Origin of the sequence: Sphingobium sp. B7D2B, assembly GCF_025961895.1 — a bacterium.
In the GTDB taxonomy this organism is placed as follows: Bacteria; Pseudomonadota; Alphaproteobacteria; order Sphingomonadales; family Sphingomonadaceae; genus Sphingobium.
In genome coordinates, this window is record NZ_JAOQOM010000001.1 from 154627 (window position 1) to 172871 (window position 18245).

Annotated in this window: 18 protein-coding genes; 7 read left to right on the plus strand and 11 right to left on the minus strand. The window is 65.4% G+C overall.

The genetic code is table 11. The features are described from left to right. Positions 1-65: 65 nt before the first annotated feature. The gene (locus M2341_RS00700) at positions 66-353 is read right to left on the minus strand and encodes a hypothetical protein (protein WP_264583856.1); all 288 of its coding nucleotides are present in this window, start codon (positions 351-353) and stop codon (positions 66-68) included. Next, positions 350-1732 carry an argininosuccinate lyase gene (argH, locus tag M2341_RS00705; RefSeq protein WP_264585953.1) on the minus strand — a complete coding sequence of 461 codons (1383 nt, stop codon included), beginning with the start codon at positions 1730-1732 and terminating at the stop codon, positions 350-352. The genes M2341_RS00700 and argH overlap by 4 nt, the downstream gene beginning before the upstream one ends. Before the next feature lie 31 nt (positions 1733-1763). Between argH and M2341_RS00710 the strand changes: the two genes are divergently transcribed. Next, positions 1764-2393, plus strand: a complete 630-nt coding sequence (locus M2341_RS00710; protein WP_264583857.1) for a TlpA family protein disulfide reductase — start codon at positions 1764-1766, stop codon at positions 2391-2393. Positions 2394-2408: 15 nt separating this feature from the next. On the opposite strand, the gene M2341_RS00715 is transcribed toward M2341_RS00710, so the two are convergent. Together M2341_RS00715 and M2341_RS00720 are read right to left on the minus strand one after the other, a co-directional pair. After that, on the minus strand, positions 2409-4040 hold the full coding sequence (locus M2341_RS00715) for a cisplatin damage response ATP-dependent DNA ligase (protein ID WP_264583858.1): 1632 nt from the start codon (positions 4038-4040) through the stop codon (positions 2409-2411). After that, entirely contained in the window at positions 4040-5041 is a 1002-nt protein-coding gene (locus tag M2341_RS00720) for a ligase-associated DNA damage response exonuclease (protein WP_264583859.1), read from the minus strand. The genes M2341_RS00715 and M2341_RS00720 overlap by 1 nt, the downstream gene beginning before the upstream one ends. 77 nt (positions 5042-5118) lie before the next feature. Between M2341_RS00720 and tldD the strand changes: the two genes are divergently transcribed. After that, a complete protein-coding gene (gene tldD / locus M2341_RS00725; protein WP_264583860.1) occupies positions 5119-6561 on the plus strand; it encodes a metalloprotease TldD in 1443 nt (480 codons plus the stop codon). A gap of 30 nt (positions 6562-6591) precedes the next feature. Here tldD and M2341_RS00730 read toward each other — a convergent pair whose 3' ends face one another. Both M2341_RS00730 and M2341_RS00735 read right to left on the minus strand, forming a co-directional pair. Beyond that, positions 6592-6888: a CcdB family protein gene (locus M2341_RS00730; RefSeq protein WP_264577713.1), complete on the minus strand. Its 297-nt coding sequence runs from the start codon at positions 6886-6888 to the stop codon at positions 6592-6594. Beyond that, on the minus strand, positions 6888-7133 hold the full coding sequence (locus M2341_RS00735; RefSeq protein ID WP_181561102.1) for a type II toxin-antitoxin system CcdA family antitoxin: 246 nt from the start codon (positions 7131-7133) through the stop codon (positions 6888-6890). The genes M2341_RS00730 and M2341_RS00735 overlap by 1 nt, the downstream gene beginning before the upstream one ends. A gap of 68 nt (positions 7134-7201) precedes the next feature. Here M2341_RS00735 and M2341_RS16430 point away from each other — a divergent pair, with 68 nt between their 5' ends. After that, on the plus strand, positions 7202-8317 hold the full coding sequence (locus M2341_RS16430) for a DUF924 family protein (protein WP_319801034.1): 1116 nt from the start codon (positions 7202-7204) through the stop codon (positions 8315-8317). 27 nt (positions 8318-8344) lie between these two features. Here M2341_RS16430 and M2341_RS00750 read toward each other — a convergent pair whose 3' ends face one another. The 4 genes from M2341_RS00750 to M2341_RS00765 form a co-directional block, all read right to left on the minus strand. Then, entirely contained in the window at positions 8345-9835 is a 1491-nt protein-coding gene (locus M2341_RS00750) for a DUF389 domain-containing protein (protein WP_264583861.1), read from the minus strand. 98 nt (positions 9836-9933) lie between these two features. Beyond that, complete coding sequence (locus tag M2341_RS00755; protein WP_264583862.1) at positions 9934-11070, minus strand: ATP phosphoribosyltransferase regulatory subunit; 1137 nt, start codon at positions 11068-11070, stop codon at positions 9934-9936. Positions 11071-11162: 92 nt separating this feature from the next. After that, entirely contained in the window at positions 11163-12746 is a 1584-nt protein-coding gene (serA, locus tag M2341_RS00760; protein ID WP_264571656.1) for a phosphoglycerate dehydrogenase, read from the minus strand. A 113-nt stretch (positions 12747-12859) separates the two neighbouring features. After that, positions 12860-14008, minus strand: a complete 1149-nt coding sequence (locus M2341_RS00765; protein WP_264583863.1) for a phosphoserine transaminase — start codon at positions 14006-14008, stop codon at positions 12860-12862. 273 nt (positions 14009-14281) lie between these two features. Here M2341_RS00765 and M2341_RS00770 point away from each other — a divergent pair, with 273 nt between their 5' ends. Further along, entirely contained in the window at positions 14282-14950 is a 669-nt protein-coding gene (locus tag M2341_RS00770) for an extensin family protein (RefSeq protein WP_264583864.1), read from the plus strand. A gap of 44 nt (positions 14951-14994) precedes the next feature. Continuing rightward, the gene (locus tag M2341_RS00775; protein ID WP_264583865.1) at positions 14995-15870 is read left to right on the plus strand and encodes a TIGR00730 family Rossman fold protein; all 876 of its coding nucleotides are present in this window, start codon (positions 14995-14997) and stop codon (positions 15868-15870) included. Between the two features lie 120 nt (positions 15871-15990). On the opposite strand, the gene M2341_RS00780 is transcribed toward M2341_RS00775, so the two are convergent. Further along, positions 15991-16629 (minus strand): c-type cytochrome, encoded by a 639-nt coding sequence (locus tag M2341_RS00780; RefSeq protein WP_264583866.1) that lies wholly within the window; start codon positions 16627-16629, stop codon positions 15991-15993. A 185-nt stretch (positions 16630-16814) separates the two neighbouring features. On the opposite strand from M2341_RS00780, the gene M2341_RS00785 reads away from it, so the two are divergent. Together M2341_RS00785 and M2341_RS00790 are read left to right on the plus strand one after the other, a co-directional pair. Next, the gene (locus M2341_RS00785; RefSeq protein WP_264583867.1) at positions 16815-17705 is read left to right on the plus strand and encodes a prephenate dehydratase; all 891 of its coding nucleotides are present in this window, start codon (positions 16815-16817) and stop codon (positions 17703-17705) included. Between the two features lie 199 nt (positions 17706-17904). Further along, positions 17905-18243, plus strand: a complete 339-nt coding sequence (locus tag M2341_RS00790; protein ID WP_181561093.1) for a P-II family nitrogen regulator — start codon at positions 17905-17907, stop codon at positions 18241-18243. Positions 18244-18245 lie beyond the last annotated feature (2 nt).

An 18245-nucleotide genomic window follows, 5' to 3' on the forward strand; every position in this document is an offset into this window, starting at 1 on the left:
GACACGTTAGGACTGTCCTGGGTGTCTCGACTTCGCTCGACACGAACGGAGCAGAAGCAATCTATTTAGTCGCCACTCCGCCCGTTGTTCGGCCCGGGCGGCAAATCGAACGGGTCCTCCGCGCGCTCCATGGAGCGGTCGAGCAGATCCGCCTGCCGGTCCGGCTTTGCCTGGGTGGATGGCGTCATGAGCTGCTTGGGCGTCTCCCGCTCGGGCGCGGCGGCGGCCTTGGGCACTTGGCCCATGCCCTCCTTGGGGCGCAGATCCTTCACCGAGCCGCAGCCCGCAAGACCAGCCGCCACGATCAGCGCCAGAGCGGCGCGCGCGATCATCCCTTGGTTCATCGCCTTCATCGACCGGTCTCTCCATCCAGCGCAGCTTGCGCTTCGGCAATCCGCGCGCGCACCTGATCGGGTGCGGTGCCCCCATAGCTCTTGCGACTGGCGACAGAGGCATCCACCGTCAGCACCGCATAGACGCGCTCGTCGATCCGCGCGTCGATAGCCTTGAGCGTCTCGATCGGCAGCGCGGCAAGCTGCACGCCCGCCTCTTCCGCTGCCTTGACCGCACGCCCGGTGATGTGATGCGCCTCGCGAAACGGCACATTGCCTTCCCGCACCAGCCAGTCGGCAAGGTCGGTTGCGGTTGCGAAGCCGCTTTCGGCCAGCGCCCGCATCCGTTCGGTGCGGAAGGTCGTCGTCTCCACCATGCCGGTCATCGCGGTGATGGAGAGGCCGAGCAGATCATGCGCCTCGAACAAAGGCGGCTTATCGTCCTGCATGTCCTTGGAATAAGCCAGCGGCAGGCCCTTCATGGTGACGCACAGCGACGTCATGCAGCCCATGATCCGCCCGGCATGGCCGCGCACCAGCTCGGCGGCATCGGGATTGCGCTTTTGCGGCATGATCGAGCTGCCGGTGGAATAGGCATCGGGCAGCGAAATGAAGCCGAAGGGCTGGCTTGCCCAGATCACGAACTCTTCCGCCAGCCGCGAGAGGTGCAGGCTGCACTGGGTGGCGGCCATGAGATAATCGAGCGCGAAATCCCGGTCGGAAACGCTGTCGAGGCTGTTGCGCGTCGGCCCGTCGAAGCCGAGCGCTTGCGCGGTCATATGCCGATCGGTCGGAAAGCCCGTGCCCGCCAGCGCCGCCGCACCGAGTGGCGAGAGATTGAGCCGCGCGCGCGCATCGGCAAAGCGCGAACGATCCCGCGCGATCATCTCATAATAGGCCATGAGGTGATGGCCGAGCGTCACCGGCTGGGCGCTCTGCAAATGGGTGAACCCGGGCATGACGCTCTGCGCATGCTCGCCCGCCCGACCGATCAGCGCGCGTTGCAGCGCCTTGAGGCTGACATCGACCTCATCAATGGCATCGCGCACGAAGAGGCGGAAATCGGTCGCCACCTGATCGTTGCGCGAACGTGCGGTGTGCAGCCGCCCCGCCACCGGCCCGATCTTCTCGGCCAGCCGCGCCTCGGTGGCCATATGAATGTCCTCAAGGTCGAGATCCTCGGGCAGATCACCGGCTTCATACTCGGCCTGGATCGCCTCCAGCCCGCCAATGATCGTCGCCGCCTCGTCCTGCGCAAGGATGCCTTGCGCGCCAAGCATCCGGGCGTGCGCGATGGAGCCGGCAATGTCCTGCCGCCACAAGCGCTTGTCGAACGGAAGCGAGGCATTTATCTCGCGCATGACGGCGGCCGGCCCGGCCGCGAAGCGACCGCCCCACATGCTGTTCGCGCCCTTGCTTGCGGAGTCTGCCATGCGCTCTATTTCTGCCCTTGCTATGCTGATCGGCCTCTCACTGGCCGCGAGCGGCTGCGATAGGCAATCCGCTCAAAACGCGCAAGGCGCCGGCAACGCCGCCGCGGTGGGCAATGCCCTCTCCCCCGATGAAGTGAGCCCGGACGAAGCTGCACCGGGGAGCGCGGGCAAGACCTTCTCCCATGTCATCGACCGCAGCCACAAGGGCGAGGCGATGCCGGACAAGCCCTTCACCACCATCGAGGGCAAACCGGCGACGCTCAAGGCCATTGCGCAGGGCAAGCCGATGCTGGTCAATCTGTGGGCGACCTGGTGCGCGCCTTGCGTGGCCGAATTGCCTGCCCTCGACCGCGCCGCCAAGGCTGCGGAAGCCAAGGGCGTCAAGGTGATCGCCGTTTCTCAGGACATGGAGCCGGATGGCGTCCCCGCCTTCTGGTCGGCGCGCAAGCTCTCCACCCTGCAAACCTGGCTGGACCGGGAGAATGCGCTCGGCTTCCATTACGGCACTGGCACGCTGCCGACGACCATTCTCTACGATGGCGCGGGCAAGGAAGTCGCCCGCATCGTCGGTGCGCTGGAGTGGGATGAGGAAGATGGGCAGAAACTGATCGCCGAAATCGGCGGGTAAGCCGTCCCGACTCCCCTAGCCGGAGATCATCGCCCGCAAGCTTTCGATCCGGTCGGCCTCATGGGCGGGCTTGTCATTGCGGATGCGGCTGATGCGCGGGAAGCGCATGGCGAGACCGGATTTGTGGCGCTTGCTTTCATGGATCGAATCGAACGCGACTTCGAAGACCAGGCTCTTATCCGTCTCGCGCACCGGGCCGAAGCGATTGACGGTGTGGCGGCGGACGTGAGAATCGAGCCACTTCAGCTCCTCGTCGGTAAAGCCGAAATAGGCCTTGCCGACAGGCAGCAGCTCCGCGCCGGCATCGGGATCGCCATCCCAGCAGCCGAAAGTGAAATCGCTGTAGAAGGAGGAGCGCTTGCCGCTGCCGCGCTGGGCATACATCAGCACGCAATCGGCGAGCAGGGGATCGCGCTTCCACTTGTACCACAAGCCCGTGCGGCGGCCGGCGACATAAGGGCTATCCCGCCGCTTGAGCATCACGCCCTCGATGGCATCATCGCGTGCGCGCTCGCGGATGGCGGCGAGATCGGCGAGGCTTGCAGCCTCGATCAGCGGCGAAATGTCGAAGCGGGTGGGGTCGAGCCGGGGCATCAGCGCCTCCAGCACGGCGCGGCGCTGCTCCCAGCTCAACGCGCGATGATCCTCGCCGTCGGAGAGCAAGACATCGTACAGGCGGACGAAGGCGGGAAAATCGGTGAGCATCGCCTTAGAGACAGTCTTGCGCCCCAGCCGCTGCTGCAAGGCGTTGAAGCTCGCCGCGCCGCCCTCTTCGCCGCCCTGATGGCTCCCCCGCACCAGCAGTTCGCCATCGAGCACGCCGGGCTCGCGAAATGCCGCCGCGATATCCGGGAAGCTGCCGGTGATGTCGTCCCCGGTGCGTGAGAAGAGCCGCGTATCCCCGCCCGGCCCCGCGCCATCCGACTCCGGCACATGGACGATCTGCACGCGGATGCCGTCCCATTTCCACTCGGCGCCATAGTCGGCCATATCGAGCGTTTCGCGCGCGATGACATCATCCTCCAGCGGATGCGCCAGCATGAAGGGACGGAAGGTGGGGATATGGTCGACCCGCGGCGGAGGGCCAACCTTCGCGGCCCAGTCGAACAGCGCGCCATAAGGCGGGGTCTGGCCGTGCCAATATTCCTCGACATCGTCCACCGGCACATCGAACGCCTGCGCGAAGGCGACCTTGGCGAGCCGCGCCGAAATGCCGATGCGCATCGCACCCGTCGCCATCTTGATGAGCGCATAGCGGCCATTCACATCGAGCCGGTCCATGAGCTGCGCCAGCGCGGGGGCGACGGACTGGCGGGTCATGGCGGACAGCGCCGCCACCGTTTCGCTCAGGCTCGGCGGATCGAGCGCAGCGGGATTGTTCGGCCAGAGCAGGCTCGCCGTCTCCGCCGTATCGCCGACGAAATCCCGGCTAAGCTTGAACAGGACCGGGTCGACGCGATCCATCAGCAAGGCGCGGATCGTTCCGGCCTTCACCGCCGGAAAATCGAGGCCGTCCGTCAACGCAGCCAGCGCCCAGCCCCGGTCAGGATCGGGCGTCTCGCGCAGATAGGCGGCGATCAGGGCGAGCTTGCCGTTGCGCGAGCGGGTGTAGACGAGCGCATCCAGCAGGGCGGCGAAGGCCTCCATCAGTCGTCCTCATCCTCATAGCCGACCAGCGCCAGCGCACGGGCACGGCGCTGATGGAGTTCGCACCAGCGCAGCAGCGCATCCTCCCGGCCATGGGTAATCCAGGTCTGCGCCGGATTCACTTCGGCGATCGTGGTCGTCAGTTCCGCCCAGTCGGCATGGTCCGAGATCACCAGGGGCAGTTCGACATTGCGCTGCCGCGCGCGCTGCCGCACCCGCATCCAGCCGCTTGCCATGGCCGTGACCGGATCGGGCAGGCGACGGCTCCAGCGATCGTTGAGGGCCGAGGGTGGACACAGGATGATCTGCCCGACCAGCGCGCCCTTGGGCATTCCGGCGATCAATCGCAGCACGCCAAGATCGACCCCGAGGTCTTCATACAACCGGCACATCCGCTCCAGCGCGCCGTGCAGATAGATCGGCTCGACATAACCTGCCTGGCGCAGCTCCGCGATGACGCGCTGCGCCTTGCCCAGGGCATAGGCCCCCACAAGGATGCAGCGCTCGGGATTGGCCTCGCGCGCCTTGAGCAGCTTGCCGATTTCCTCGCCAATCGGCGGGTGACGGAAGACCGGCAGGCCGAACGTGGCTTCGGTGATGAACACATCGCAGGGCGTAACCTGAAAAGGCGGGCATGTCGGATCGGCCCGGCGCTTATAGTCACCAGTGACGATCACCCGCTCGCCGGCATGTTCAAACAGGATCTGCGCGGACCCGAGCACATGCCCAGCCGGCAGGAAGGTCGCCTGCACGCTCCCCGGCAGGCTGATCGTCTCGCCATAGGCCACCGGTTGCGCGGCGCCGGGCGGACCGTAACGCAAGTCCATGATGGCCAGCGTCTCCGGCGTCGCGATGCAGCGGCCATGGCCGCCCCGGGCATGATCGGCATGGCCATGCGTGACGAGGGCTGTCTCCACCGGATCGGCCGGATCGACCCACGCTTTGGCCGGCACGACATGCAGCCCATGCGCCTCTGCGCGAATCCAGGAGAAGTCGGCCATGGCCTCTAAATGGCGACCGGCACGTCCCGGTTCCAGCGCGGCTTTGCGATGTGCCCCAAAGGACCTATATCAGGGCCATGACAGATGCTGCTCCCCAGACCACAGACGTGCGTTTCTTCCTGTATCGCGATGGGTCTCTCGACCCGGATAGCGCCCGTCGGCTCACCGCCGAGGCGCTTACCGGCTGCGAGGATGGCGAGCTTTACCTGCAATATGTTGCGACAGAGAGTTTCGGCTTCGATGATGGGCGGCTGAAGACAGCGGATTATTCCACTGATGCGGGCTTCGGCCTGCGCGGCGTCTCTGGCGAGATGACCGGCTTCGCGCACGCCAATGACATCAGCGAGCGGGCGATCCGCAAGGCGGCTCAGACGCTCCAGCTGCTCGACCCGGCGCGTGAGCCGATGACAACGCCGCCTCAGCGCACCAACCGGCATCTTTATACCGACGCCAACCCGCTCGATCTCGTCCCCTTCGCGCAGAAAGTGGACCTGATGGCCAAGATTGACGCCGCGGCGCGGGCCCGCGATCCGCGCGTGGTGCAGGTCTCTGCGGTGCTGGCCGGTAGTTGGTCGGTCGTTGAGATCGTGCGGCCGGACGGCTTCGTGGCGACCGACGTGCGTCCCCTCGTCCGCCTCAACGTCTCGATCATCATGGAAGAGAATGGGCGGCGCGAAACCGGCTATTTTGGCATTGGCGGGCGCTATCTCTACGATTCCCTGTTCGAGGAGGCGACCTGGCAGCGCGCGATCGACGAGGCGCTTAAACAGGCGCAGGTCAACCTCCGCTCAATGCCCGCGCCGGTGGGCGAGATGACCGTGCTGCTTGGTCCTGGCTGGCCGGGCGTGATGCTGCATGAGGCCGTCGGCCATGGCCTGGAGGGCGATTTCAACCGCAAGGGCACCAGCGCCTTCTCGGGCAAGATCGGCGAGCGCGTGGCGGCGCCGGGCGTGACGGTGGTCGACAATGGCGCGATGGACGCGCGACGCGGGTCGCTCAGCATCGATGATGAGGGCACCCCGACTCAGGAGAATGTGCTGATCGAGGATGGCATTCTGCGCGGCTACATGCAGGACCGGCTCAACGCGCGGTTGATGGGCGTGGCACCCACGGGCAACGGCCGGCGCGAAAGCTATGCCCATGCGCCGATGCCACGCATGACCAACACTTATGCGCGCGCGGGCAACGACGATCCCGCCGAGCTGCTCAGCCGCGTAAAGACCGGCATCTTCGCGCGCAGCTTTGGCGGTGGGCAGGTGGACATCGTCTCGGGCAAGTTTGTCTTCTCCTGCACCGAGGCGTACAAGGTGGAGAATGGCAGGATCGGCGACCCCATCAAGGGTGCAACGCTGATCGGCGATGGCCCCGCCGCGCTGCACCGCATCGTCGGCATCGGCAACGACCTCGCACTTGATGAAGGCATCGGCATGTGCGGCAAGGCGGGTCAAGGCGTGCCCGCGGGCGTGGGCCAGCCGACGCTGCTGCTCGAAGGGCTGACGGTCGGCGGCACCGGGGGCTGAGGCGCCAGTCGGGACGACTAGACGATGCCCTCACACCCCGGTCAGCAGCATGTCGAGCGCGTTCTTGATCCGGTATTCTTCTTGCGCGAGGGAGCCGGTGATTTCTTGGATTTCCGACACCGACACTGCACCTGCAAACTGGGTGACGAGCACCCAGTCTTCGCCCTGCATACGAAAGCGGGGATTGAGGCCCGGCCGGGGCGGCGGCGCGTCGTTTGGATAAGCCAGCGGAACGACAAACCGTGTGTTGATGCCCGACAGCACCTCAGCCTGACAGTCTACGACATACTGCCCCGACCTCAGCCGAACGACATCATATTGGGCCATTAAAACATGCGGTAACGGGCAAGGGGAAGGCCGTTCTTCTCAACCCACGCGTTGTGGGCTTCGACCCACTCCTTGTTCTCCTCCTGCCAGCGCCGCTCGCGCTCTGCCTTCGCCGCCGCGCGCAGGGCCGCTTCGCAGGTCTGGGAGAGATTGATCCCGGCCTCCCGCGCGGCCTCCACCACGCCAGTATCGAGCGAGAGATTGACTGGCTTGCGCTTGCCGGACGCGATAGGATCAAGCTTCATATGCGCAAGCTATGCGCATGAACCATGCGCGTCAATGTGCGCATCCGACCAGCAAGACCTGAGGCCCCATGTCTGAATTCTTCACTGCCATTTCCGACAAGCAACGCAGCTTCATCGAGAAACAGCCGGTCTTCTTTGTCGCCACCGCTGCGGACGGCGCGCGGATCAACCTCAGTCCCAAGGGCATGGACAGCTTCCGCGTGCTGGGGCCCAATCTGGTCGGCTATCTGGATGTGGGTGGATCCGGCAACGAGACCCAGGCCCATCTTTCAGCGGACGGGCGCATCACCATCATGTTCTGTGCGTTCGGCCAGCCCCCGCTGATCCTGCGACTCTATGGGCGAGGCAAGGCGGTGCTGCCTCAGGATGATGAATGGGATTTCGCCTCGCGGCCCTTCACAATCCTGCCCGGTACCCGGCAGATTTTCATGATCGCGGTGGAGAGCGTGCAGGAGAGTTGCGGCTGGGGCGTGCCCTTCATGCGGCACGAGAAGGATCGCGACACGCTCTCTCGTTATCATGAGCAGAACGAAACGCCGGAACGGCTGGCGCGCATTTCGACCCGGACACAAAGCATCGATGGCCTGCCGGTGCGCGTGCAGGACCATTTCCCCGAGCGCAAGCCGGCGCAGGTGCATGTCGATCCCGATTGGGTGCCGGCGGTGCTCAATCACTGGCTCAATGAGATCGGCCCGGACGGCTGGTTCGATTCGAGCGAGGAAGAGGATGTGCGACTGACGCATCTCTTCCGTTCGCTCTGGGAAGCGCAGCGCGACAAGCCTGCCGATATGTTCGTGGCCGATGCCGACACGGCACTGGCGGCGCTCATTCTGTTCGACCAGTTTCCGCGCAACATGTTCCGGGGCGAGGCTCGCGCCTTCGCGACCGATCCGCTCGCCCGCGAGATCGCCCGGACGGCATTGCAGCGTGGCTTCGACAAGGCATTCGTCGAGGGCGCCCGCGCCTTCTTCTACATGCCGTTCATGCACAGCGAAAATCTGACCGATCAGGACTTGTGCGTGGCGTTGTTCAGCGCGCCGGGCTTCGAGCATAATCTGAAATTCGCCGAGGCCCACCGCGAGATCATCGCCCGCTTCGGCCGCTTCCCGCATCGCAATGCGGCGCTCGGACGGCAAACCCGGGCCGAGGAGCAAGAAGCGGTGGCGGAGGGCAGCGACTGGTAACCCACCGCCGCTCGCAGCGGATCGTCGTCAGTCCGGCAGGCGCCAAGTCAGACGGACATCTGCATCGCCATTGGGCGCGATCAGCAGACGCTGGTCCGGAATTTGTTGGGCACGCAGAATCTCGCGCACCATCTCGGCGCGTGCGGCCTGCCCCGCAATGGTGATGCCCAATGGCACCCGCCGCGCCGCCCACACGGCCAGATCGAGATCGGCGGCGCCCTGCTGGGTCAATGCCTCGCCCGAAAAGCCGATGACCGGCAGCGGGGCGGGCGGTGGCGTCAGCACCAGCGTCCAGCCATCGAGGCCGTCGGATGCGCGCCGTTCCAGCTGGCGGTAGAGATCGAGCGATGCGCCGGACAGCGGCTCGGCTGCAACCGTGGCCTGGCGCCGACCCCGGTCCACCAGGACCGCATCGCTGGACACGCCAGCGACGAGGGCCAGTCGGTCCACCGCCGTCGTCGCAAAGCGCTCAAGGCTCTGCGTGCGCTCGCGAGATTGGGCGGCGGCCACCTGAGCCGCCTCGCTATTGCCCGCCCCCACCTGGATCTGGTCGATGGTGACATCCAGATCCCGCTGCAGCGCATCGCGCAGGCTGGTCGCGGTGTCCCGCTCGGCATCCTTCGCATAAGAGGGCGTAAGCACGGTGGCGACGACCCGCATGGGCTGGCGATTGAAATCCGTTTCCAGATCACTGATGCGTGCCGTCTGGGGGAACTGGCGCTGGATCACGTCCCGCACCTGGCGGGCGGCCAGCGTCTCCCACGCGATATGTCGCAGGGTAAGCGCCAAAGGCACCGAAAGCGCCGTCATGCAGACCACCATGACGATGCTTTGCAGCCGGGTATGGGCCGGCGTGAGGTGGGAACCAAAGCCGTAGAGCCGGGCCATGAATGCGGCCGTGAGCGTGATCGTAACCGTGTTGGTCATGAAAAGCAGGAAAGCACCGCCAGCGATGGTCCAGTTCCATGTGGCGATGCCGAAGCCGACGGCGGCGAGCGGCGGCATGAGGGCGATGGCGATGGCGACGCCCACGACCGTCTCGCCCCGCCCGCGAATAAGCGCATAACCACCCGCGAGTGCCGAGAAGAACGCGACGAGAAGATCGAAGAGATTGGGCCGCGTGCGGGCCGCGATTTCCGTCGTCACGGTCTGCACCGGTGAAACCAGGACGAACAGCGCGGTGAACGCGATCGCAATCACCGCGCCGACCGCCAACGCGAAGCCGGATGCGCGCATTTCCGCAAAGTCCAGCGTCGCGAGCGCAAAGCCCAGGCCGATGATCGGCATCATCAGCGGAGACAGCAACATAGCGCCGATGAGGACCGCGCTGGATGGCAGCAGCAGCCCGAGAATGGCGATGCCGGCGGATATGACCGTCATGAAGACATAACGCGGCGACCAGCCGGATTCCTCGACGATCCGCCGCAGGATCGCGTCGTGATCCACCGTCGCAATTGAGCGTTCCCGCCAGCTGACCCAGAGGGGGTTGCGCGAAACCGCGTAGGTCTTGTTGGTCAAGCGATCGGCTCCTCTGCCACGTCCGTCATTCCACTGACGCCCTAGCAGGGAAAATTGCTGTGTTTCCAGTCCGCTGCCCATACGGGCGAGCCGGGACCTTACAACCGCCGAAGCTCGGTGCCGTCCAGAATCGCTTCGCAACCCAGCGCCAGCGGGTCGTCGGCCTCATCCAGCGCGGCGATGGTCACCCAGCCTTCCGCCCGGAGCGCCGCAGCCCGGGCGCCATCATGGCCGATCGGCAAAAACGCCCGCTGCGCGGCGGTGGTGCCGAACCCGGCATCGATGAGCGGATCAGGGTAGAGCGAGAAGCCCATGGCCGGCTCAGCCTTGCCGTCAGCGCCCGCCACCGCATAGCTGCCGCCCCGCCCGATCTCGCCGATGAAGCCCTCGGCAAAGACAGAAAAGCCGAACCAGCTCTGATATTCAAAGCCGTGCCGCTCGGTCGGATCAAGCGTGAGCGTGATGTCCCAGCCGATCGGCTTGGCAATCGCGCGCAGTGCCGCAATGAGGTTATCCAGCTTGCCTTTCGCCGGACCCGCGTCAAATGCCTCGAGCCGCTCCATGGCGGGGTGGAATGGCCCCGTCGCTTCAATGAGCGCCAGATAGGGCCGCGCGGCTTCGCCCAGCGCCGCCAGCGAGCCTGCATCCTTCGCGTCGAGACTGTCGCGGACCGCCTCGACGTCGCCCTGAGGGAGCGGCATCGGGCCATCGGCCAGCATCGTCACAAGATCGGGCAAGGTGAAGTCGATAGTGATGCCGCTGACACCGGCGCGCTGCAGCGCTTCGATGGCGACATTGACGATCTCGACTGCCGCCGCAACGCTGTCCGTGCCGATAATCTCGGCGCCGACCTGCATCCGCTCGCGCTCGGGCCGCAACTGGTCGGCCCGCAGCTTCATCACCGGTCCGCCATAGCACAGGCGCAGCGGACGCGGGGTCGCAGCCATGCGGGTCGCGGCGATGCGGCCGATCTGGGCGGTCATGTCCGGCCGGATCGCCAGGCTGCGCTGGGAGAGCGGATCGACGGCGCGGAGCAAATCTTCGGCGCGGGCCGACTGCAAGCGCGCGACCAGCGTTTCCTCAAACTCGGCCAGGGCCGGCATCACCCGCCGATAGCCATGCGATGCAACGGTATCGAGCACTTCGCGCACAAGGCGGGCGGAGGCCTCCGCCTTGGGCGGCAGACGATCGGCAAGCCCTTCGGGCAGCAATCCGGGAGCGATGGCTTCAGTCATGGCGCGGCATTTAGCCGATTCCGCTCGCCAAGCGAGGATAAATTACAAGCGTGACCGGCCCGACGTGATGGCACGCCGGGCCGGGCCGTGATTTAGAACTTAAGCGGGCAGACCCGGTGCACGTTTGGCAGGGCGCAGATCTTGTCGACCAGCGTCTGCGGCACGGTCTCGTCCACCGAGAGCAGCAGGATCGCCTCGCCACCGGCCTCACGACGGCCAAGGTGGAAGGTGCCGATGTTGATCTTGGCCTCGCCAAGAATGCCACCGACGCCACCGATGAAGCCCGGCGCATCGACATTGGCGATGTAGAGCATGGTGCCATCGAGATCGGCCTCGACCTTGATGCCGAACAGCTCGACCAGACGCGGCGCGCCGTTGCCGAACAGCGTGCCGGCCACCGAGCGCTCGCCCTGCGAGGTCTTCACCGAGACGCGGATCAGGGTGCTATAGTCGCCCTCGCGCTCGGTCTTGATCTCGCGCACCTCGATGCCGCGCTCGCGGGCGAGGAAGGGCGCGTTGACCATGTTCACCGTGTCCGTCTGCGTGCGCAGGAAGCCGGCGAGAACGGCTGAGACGATCGGCTTCTGGTTCAGTTCGGCCGCCGCACCCTCGCTGTGGATCGAGATCCGAGGGATGACGTCGCGCGAAAGCTGGCCGACCAGGCTGCCCAGCTTCTCGGCCAGCGCCATATAGGGCTTGAGCTTGGGCGCTTCCTCAGCCGACAGGCTCGGCATGTTGAGCGCGTTGGTAACGCCGCCGCTCAGCAGATAGTCGCTGAGCTGCTCGGCGACCTGCAGCGCCACGTTCACCTGCGCTTCGCTGGTGGATGCGCCAAGGTGCGGGGTCGAGATAAAGTTGGGCGTGCCGAACAGCGGGCTGTCCGTCGCCGGCTCGGTCTGGAACACGTCCAGCGCCGCGCCGCCGATGTGGCCGCTGTCGAGACCGGCCTTCAGCGCCGCCTCGTCGATCAGGCCGCCGCGCGCACAGTTGATGATGCGCACGCCCTTCTTGGTCTTGGCCAGATTCTCGGCCGAGAGGATGTTGCGGGTCTGGTCGGTCAGCGGCGTGTGCAGCGTGATGAAATCCGCCTTGGCCAGCAGCGTGTCCAGATCTGCCTTTTCCACGCCCATTTCGATGGCGCGCTCGGGCGTCAGGAACGGGTCGAAGGCAACGACCTTCATCTTGAGACCCAACGCGCGGCTGGCGACGATGGATCCGATGTTGCCGGCACCGATCAAGCCAAGCGTCTTGCCCGTGACCTCGACGCCCATGAAGCGGTTCTTCTCCCACTTGCCGGCCTGCGTGGAGGCATCGGCCTCCGGCAGCTGGCGGGCGAGGGCGAACATGAGGGCGATGGCGTGTTCGGCGGTGGTGATCGAGTTGCCGAAGGGCGTGTTCATCACCACAATGCCCTTGGCCGAAGCGTAAGGAATATCGACATTGTCGACGCCGATGCCGGCGCGGCCAATGACCTTGAGATTGGTCGCGGCGTCGATGATTTCCTTGGTGACCTTGGTGGCCGAGCGGATCGCCAGACCATCATATTTGCCGATGATTTCCTTGAGCTCGTCGGGCTTCAGTCCGGTGATCTCGTCCACCTCGCACCCGCGCTCGCGGAAAATCTGCGCGGCCTGCGGGTCCATCTTGTCGGAAATGAGAACTTTGGGCTTGGTCATTTTACTGTCCTTCAAAGAGAGACAGTGCCCCTGCGAAAGCAGGGGCCCAGGGCGGGATGGCAGTGCTGCTGAGCCCTGGGCTCCTGTTTTCACAGGAGCACCGGAAAGTGGGGTCAGGCGGCAGTCGCGCTCAGCGCGGCCTTGGTCTCGGCATAGGCCCAGTCGAGCCAGGGGCCGAGCGCCTCGATGTCCGCGGTGTCGACCGTGGCACCGCACCAGATGCGCAGGCCAGCCGGGGCGTCGCGATAACCTGCGACGTCATAAGCGGCATCCGCCTTCTCGAGCAGCGAGGCCATCTTCTTGATGAAGTCGGCGTCGGCGCCCTCGACGGTGAGACATACGCTGGTGATCGAGCGGGTCGCCGGATCGGCAGCGAGATGCCCCAGCCAGTCGCGCGATTCCACAATGGCATTGAGCGCATCGGCATTGGCCTGCGCGCGGGCGATGAGACCCTTGGCGCCACCGATGGTCTTGGACCATTCGAGCGCGAAGATCGCGTCCTCGACCGCCAGCATGGACGGCGTGTTGATCGTCTCGCCCTTGAACACGCCCTCGGCCAGCTTGCCCTTGGACATCAGGCGGAACACCTTGGGCAGCGGCCAGCTCGGCGTGTACTGCTCAAGCCGTTCGACGGCACGCGGGCCGAGGATCAGCACGCCATGGCCGCCCTCACCGCCCAGCACCTTCTGCCAGGAGAAGGTGGCGACGTCGATCTTCTCCCACGGCAGGTCGTAGGCGAACACGGCGCTGGTCGCGTCCGCGAAGGAAAGGCCCTCGCGGTCGTCGGCGATCCAGTCGCCATTGGGAACGCGCACGCCCGACGTGGTGCCGTTCCAGGTGAAGAGCACGTCATTCGACCAGTCGACCGCATTCAGATCGGGGATCTGGCCATAGTCGGCGCGCAGAACCGTCGGATCGAGCTTGAGCTGCTTGGCGGCATCGGTGACCCAACCTTCACCGAAGCTCTCCCAAGCGAGCGTCGTAACCGGGCGAGCGCCCAGCATCGTCCACATCGCCATCTCGAAGGCGCCGGTGTCGGAGCCGGGCACGATGCCGATGCGGTGTGTCTCGGGCAGGTTCAGCAGCTCGCGCATCAGGGCGATGCAATAAGCGAGGCGATCCTTGCCGAGCTTTGAGCGGTGGGAGCGTCCGAGCACTTCGGTGGCCAGCTTCGCCGGATCATAGCCGGGCGGCTTGGCGCAGGGGCCGGACGAGAAATGGGGGCGGGCCGGCGTGGTCGCCGGCTTCGTAACGTCAGTCATGGTATGCGTCTCCTTGCAGAGAGCACGCGCGGCGTTGGGACCGCGTGGCCCGCCGGCGGCCATAGAGATTTGCAGACGGGTGTCAATGTAAGATCGGGCTAAGATCGGGACCGGCGTGCCTCGCCCGGGCTGAACGGAGCTTGGGCGGACATGCGCCAGACCGCGCGCGGCGGTCGAGGCATCCCCTTGCACTGTCTAGGTTTTGTTCAGCTGCGATGCGTGATAAACGGCGCCATGATCCATTGGGCGTCATCGGTCGGATTGAGGGCGGGAATGCGCAGGCTGGTCGGCCTGCTGCTGGTCACCAGTCTTGCCGCCTGCGCCGACCGCCCCAGCCCGCGCACGGGTGTAAGGGCGCCGGGCGCCGCAGCGCCCGCACAACGCACAATGCCGAACAGCGAGAGCTATCGCCTGTGCGCGGCGCGCCTCTCGACCGCCAAGGTCCGCTTTGAGCCGCTGCCCAATCAGGATCGGGGCGGCGGCTGCACGACAATCGATACCATCCGCTTGCTGGAGATCGGTACGCCAGTGGCCAATCTTGGGCCGATGACCTGCCCCCTCGCCGCCAATTTCGCGGCCTGGGTGCAATATGCGGTGCGCCCCGCCGCGCGACTCTATCTGCGCAGCGAAGTGGTGCGCGTCGAGACCTTCGGCACTTATGCCTGCCGCGATGTCCGTGGCACGGGCGGGACTATCGCCGGCAAGCGCAGCGAACATGCCCACGCCAATGCCGTGGACATTTCCGCCTTCGTGCTGGCTGATGGGCGCCGAATCAGCCTAGTGAACGATTGGCAGGGCGAGAGCGCCCACGCCGAGTTCCTGCGGGTCCTCCACCAGAGCGCGTGCAAGCGATTCCGCACCGTGCTCGGCCCGGACTATAACAGCGCCCACCGCGACCATTTCCATTTCGACATGGGCGGGCGGGGCAGTTTTTGCCGCTGAACCCGCCGGTTTTCTTCTCCGCCGAAATCGTCTAGCGCCACTGGATGACAGACCAGCCTACAGTGCGCGAAAGCAAGTTTCGCCGTGCCCGCGAAGAAGCCGTCGATGCCAAGCGGATCATCCCCACCCCGCAGACGGAAAGCAAATCCTACAAGCTGGCCTTCCAGGACAACGAGTTCCTGCTGCGGGAAGACCTGCGGCCGGTCCGCTTCCAGCTCGAGTTGATGAAGCCGGAGCTGCTGCTCGATGAAGCGAAGATCGCCTCGACCTTTGTCTTCTATGGCTCGGCGCGCATTCCCGAGCCGGAGGCCGCGCAGGCGCTGATCGACGCCGCGCCCGACGAGCGCGCCCGCAAGGTCGCCGAGCGTCTCGCCGAAAAGGCGCGTTATTATGAGGAAGCCCGCAAGCTGGCGCGAATCGCGGCGCAATGTCCGCCGAACGAAGCTGGCTGCCATCACTTCGTCGTGTGTTCGGGCGGCGGCCCCTCTATCATGGAGGCGGCCAATCGGGGCGCGGCGGACGTCGGCGCGCAAACCATCGGGCTCAACATCGTGCTGCCGCACGAGCAGGCGCCCAACCCCTATGTGACGCCGGATCTATCCTTCCAGTTCCACTATTTCGCGCTGCGCAAGATGCACTTCACCCTGCGCGCTCGCGCGCTCGCAGTGTTCCCCGGTGGTTTCGGCACGTTCGACGAATTTTTCGAGCTGCTCACCTTGGTGCAGACCGGCAAGATGAAGCGCATCCCGATCCTGCTGTTCGGCAAGGACTTCTGGATGCGCGTCGTCAATTTCAAGGCGTTGGCCGAGGAAGGCGTGATCAGCCCACGCGATCTCGATCTGATCAGCTGGGTCGAAACGGCAGAAGAAGGCTGGGCCGTGGTCGAGAGCTTTTATGCGGATAGCCAGCGGGGCTGCTGAGGTCAGCGCCCGTCCGGCTCGCTGATTGATACCAGCGGGTCCGATAACAAAAGCGGCGCGGGTTGCCCCGCGCCTGCTTGAATATTTGGCCGAACCCAAGCCGGGCTCTGGCTAACGAGATTATTCGTGCGGCGTCGCAGCGTTGGCGGCAGCGCCCTCAGCGCCCGCTTCCGCCGCATTGCCTGCAGCGGCTGCATTGTCGGCACCGCCCTCTGCCGCAGCCTCAGCCGGCGCATCGGCAGCCGGGAGAGGCAGGTTCGAGCCCTGCGTGTTGAGATAGGCAATCAGATTGGCGCGATCTTCAGGCTTGCTGAGACCGGCGAAGCTCATCTTCGTGCCGTTGGCGAAGGAGCGCGGCGAGGTCAGCCAGTGATCCAGCTGCTCGAAGGTCCAGTTGCCGCCCACCTTCTTGAGCGCATCCGAGAAAGCGAAGCCGCCACGGCCGTGGCCGATCGGATCGCCAACGACGGCCCAGAGGTTGGGGCCGATACCATTGGCGCCGCCCTGATTGACCGTGTGGCAGGCCACGCACTTGGCGAAGACCTTCTCACCGGCTGCCACGTCCGCCGAGGCGAGCAGCGTGTTCAGCGAAGGACCGGATGCACCGCCCTCACCTTCCGCCTCAACGCCCTCGATCGCGTAGCCCATCGGCTCGGGACGCTCGGCGTGAAACAGCTTGCTGCTCACAATGCCGCTGCCAAGCGCAATGATGCCGCCAAACAGTGCCCAGCCTGCAATGGTATTGAAACGATCGCTCATGCGCCCTCAATCTCCAGAAATCTACCCGACGCGCGACCTCCTCAATCGCGGCGCTGCCGGTGCCCGTCGGCGCTCCCCTTAATGACTGCATTGCGCGGGTGCAAGCCTGTCGGAAGGCCTGTGTCGCGACACATGTGCCGGCGCCTTGCGCGGCAAGGCCCAAAGCCCTAAGCGCAGCGGCCATCATGGACACTTACCCGCTCCCCGCGCAGCGCCTTGTCGCCGAGATGACGGACGCCGCCGCGCGCGCGCCTGAGCGTGCGATCAGCTTTCAGGGCGCGCCGGGCGCCAATTCGCATCTGGCGGTGATGGATTTTGCGCCGGACGGCCTGCCCCTGCCCTGCTTCAGCTTCGAAGACGCGCTGGATGCCGTGCGCGATGGCCGTGCCGACCGCGCGATGATTCCCATCGAGAATTCGCTGCATGGGCGGGTTGCGGACATGCACTTTCTGCTGCCCGAATCCGGCCTGTCGATCATCGACGAATATTTCCTCCCAATCCACCACAGCCTGATGAGCGCCGACGATACGCCGCCGGTCAGCGCACTCAGTCATGTGCAGGCGCTGGGGCAGTGCCGGAAATATCTGCGCAGACGTGGCATACGCCCGATCGTCTATGCCGACACCGCCGGCGCGGCCGCGCTGGTCGCCGAGGTCCGCGAGCCCGGCGCAGCGGCGATCGCGCCCTCGCTCGCCGCGCGACTCTATGGTCTCACGATCCATGATGAGAAGATCGAGGACAGCAGCGACAACATGACGCGCTTCGTCGTGCTGGGCCGCGATGCGATCATGCCCTCGCGCGACGGGCCGGTGATGACGAGCTTCCTCTTCGAGGTGAAGAACATCCCCGCCGCACTTTACAAGGCAATGGGCGGGTTTGCGACCAACGGGGTGAATATGACCAAGCTGGAGAGCTATCAGCGCGGCGCCAGCTTCTCGGCGACGGAGTTCTACGCCGATATCGAGGGGATGCCCGGCGATCCCGCCGTCGACCGCGCGCTGGAAGAACTGGCGTTCCACAGCAAATGGGTCCGTCTGCTGGGCAGTTATCCGCAGGGCCGCTCCCGCTCGATCTGACGTCGCGGGGCGTCGGGGCCCTATCTAGCTTTTAATCGCGAACGCTCTGTGCGTACTTTTTAAGCAGTGGCCACACATGCCGCCTCAATTTGAGGCAATCGCCTCAACGAGGCCCGACTGCCGACCGCTTTAACGCCTCGTTTATGATTTGGCACAGCTCTTGCATGGCATTCCGCTGCAACCAATGGGGGCGCAAGAGATGAAACTCATTATGGCAATCATCAAGCCGTTCAAGCTGGACGAGGTGCGTGAAGCTCTCTCTGCGCTGGGCGTGGCTGGTATGACAGTAAGTGAAGTGAAGGGTTTTGGCCGCCAGAAGGGCCAGACCGAAATCTACCGCGGTGCGGAATATTCCACCAACATGGTCCCGAAGATCAAGGTCGAGGTCGTCTGTGACGATGCCCTCGCGCCGCGTGTCGTGGAAGCCGTGCAGCAGGCCGCCAACAGCGGCGCCATCGGCGATGGCAAGATCTTCGTCCTCGACGTGGGACAAGCCATCCGCATCCGCACCGGCGAAACCGGCGAAACCGCGCTGTAAGT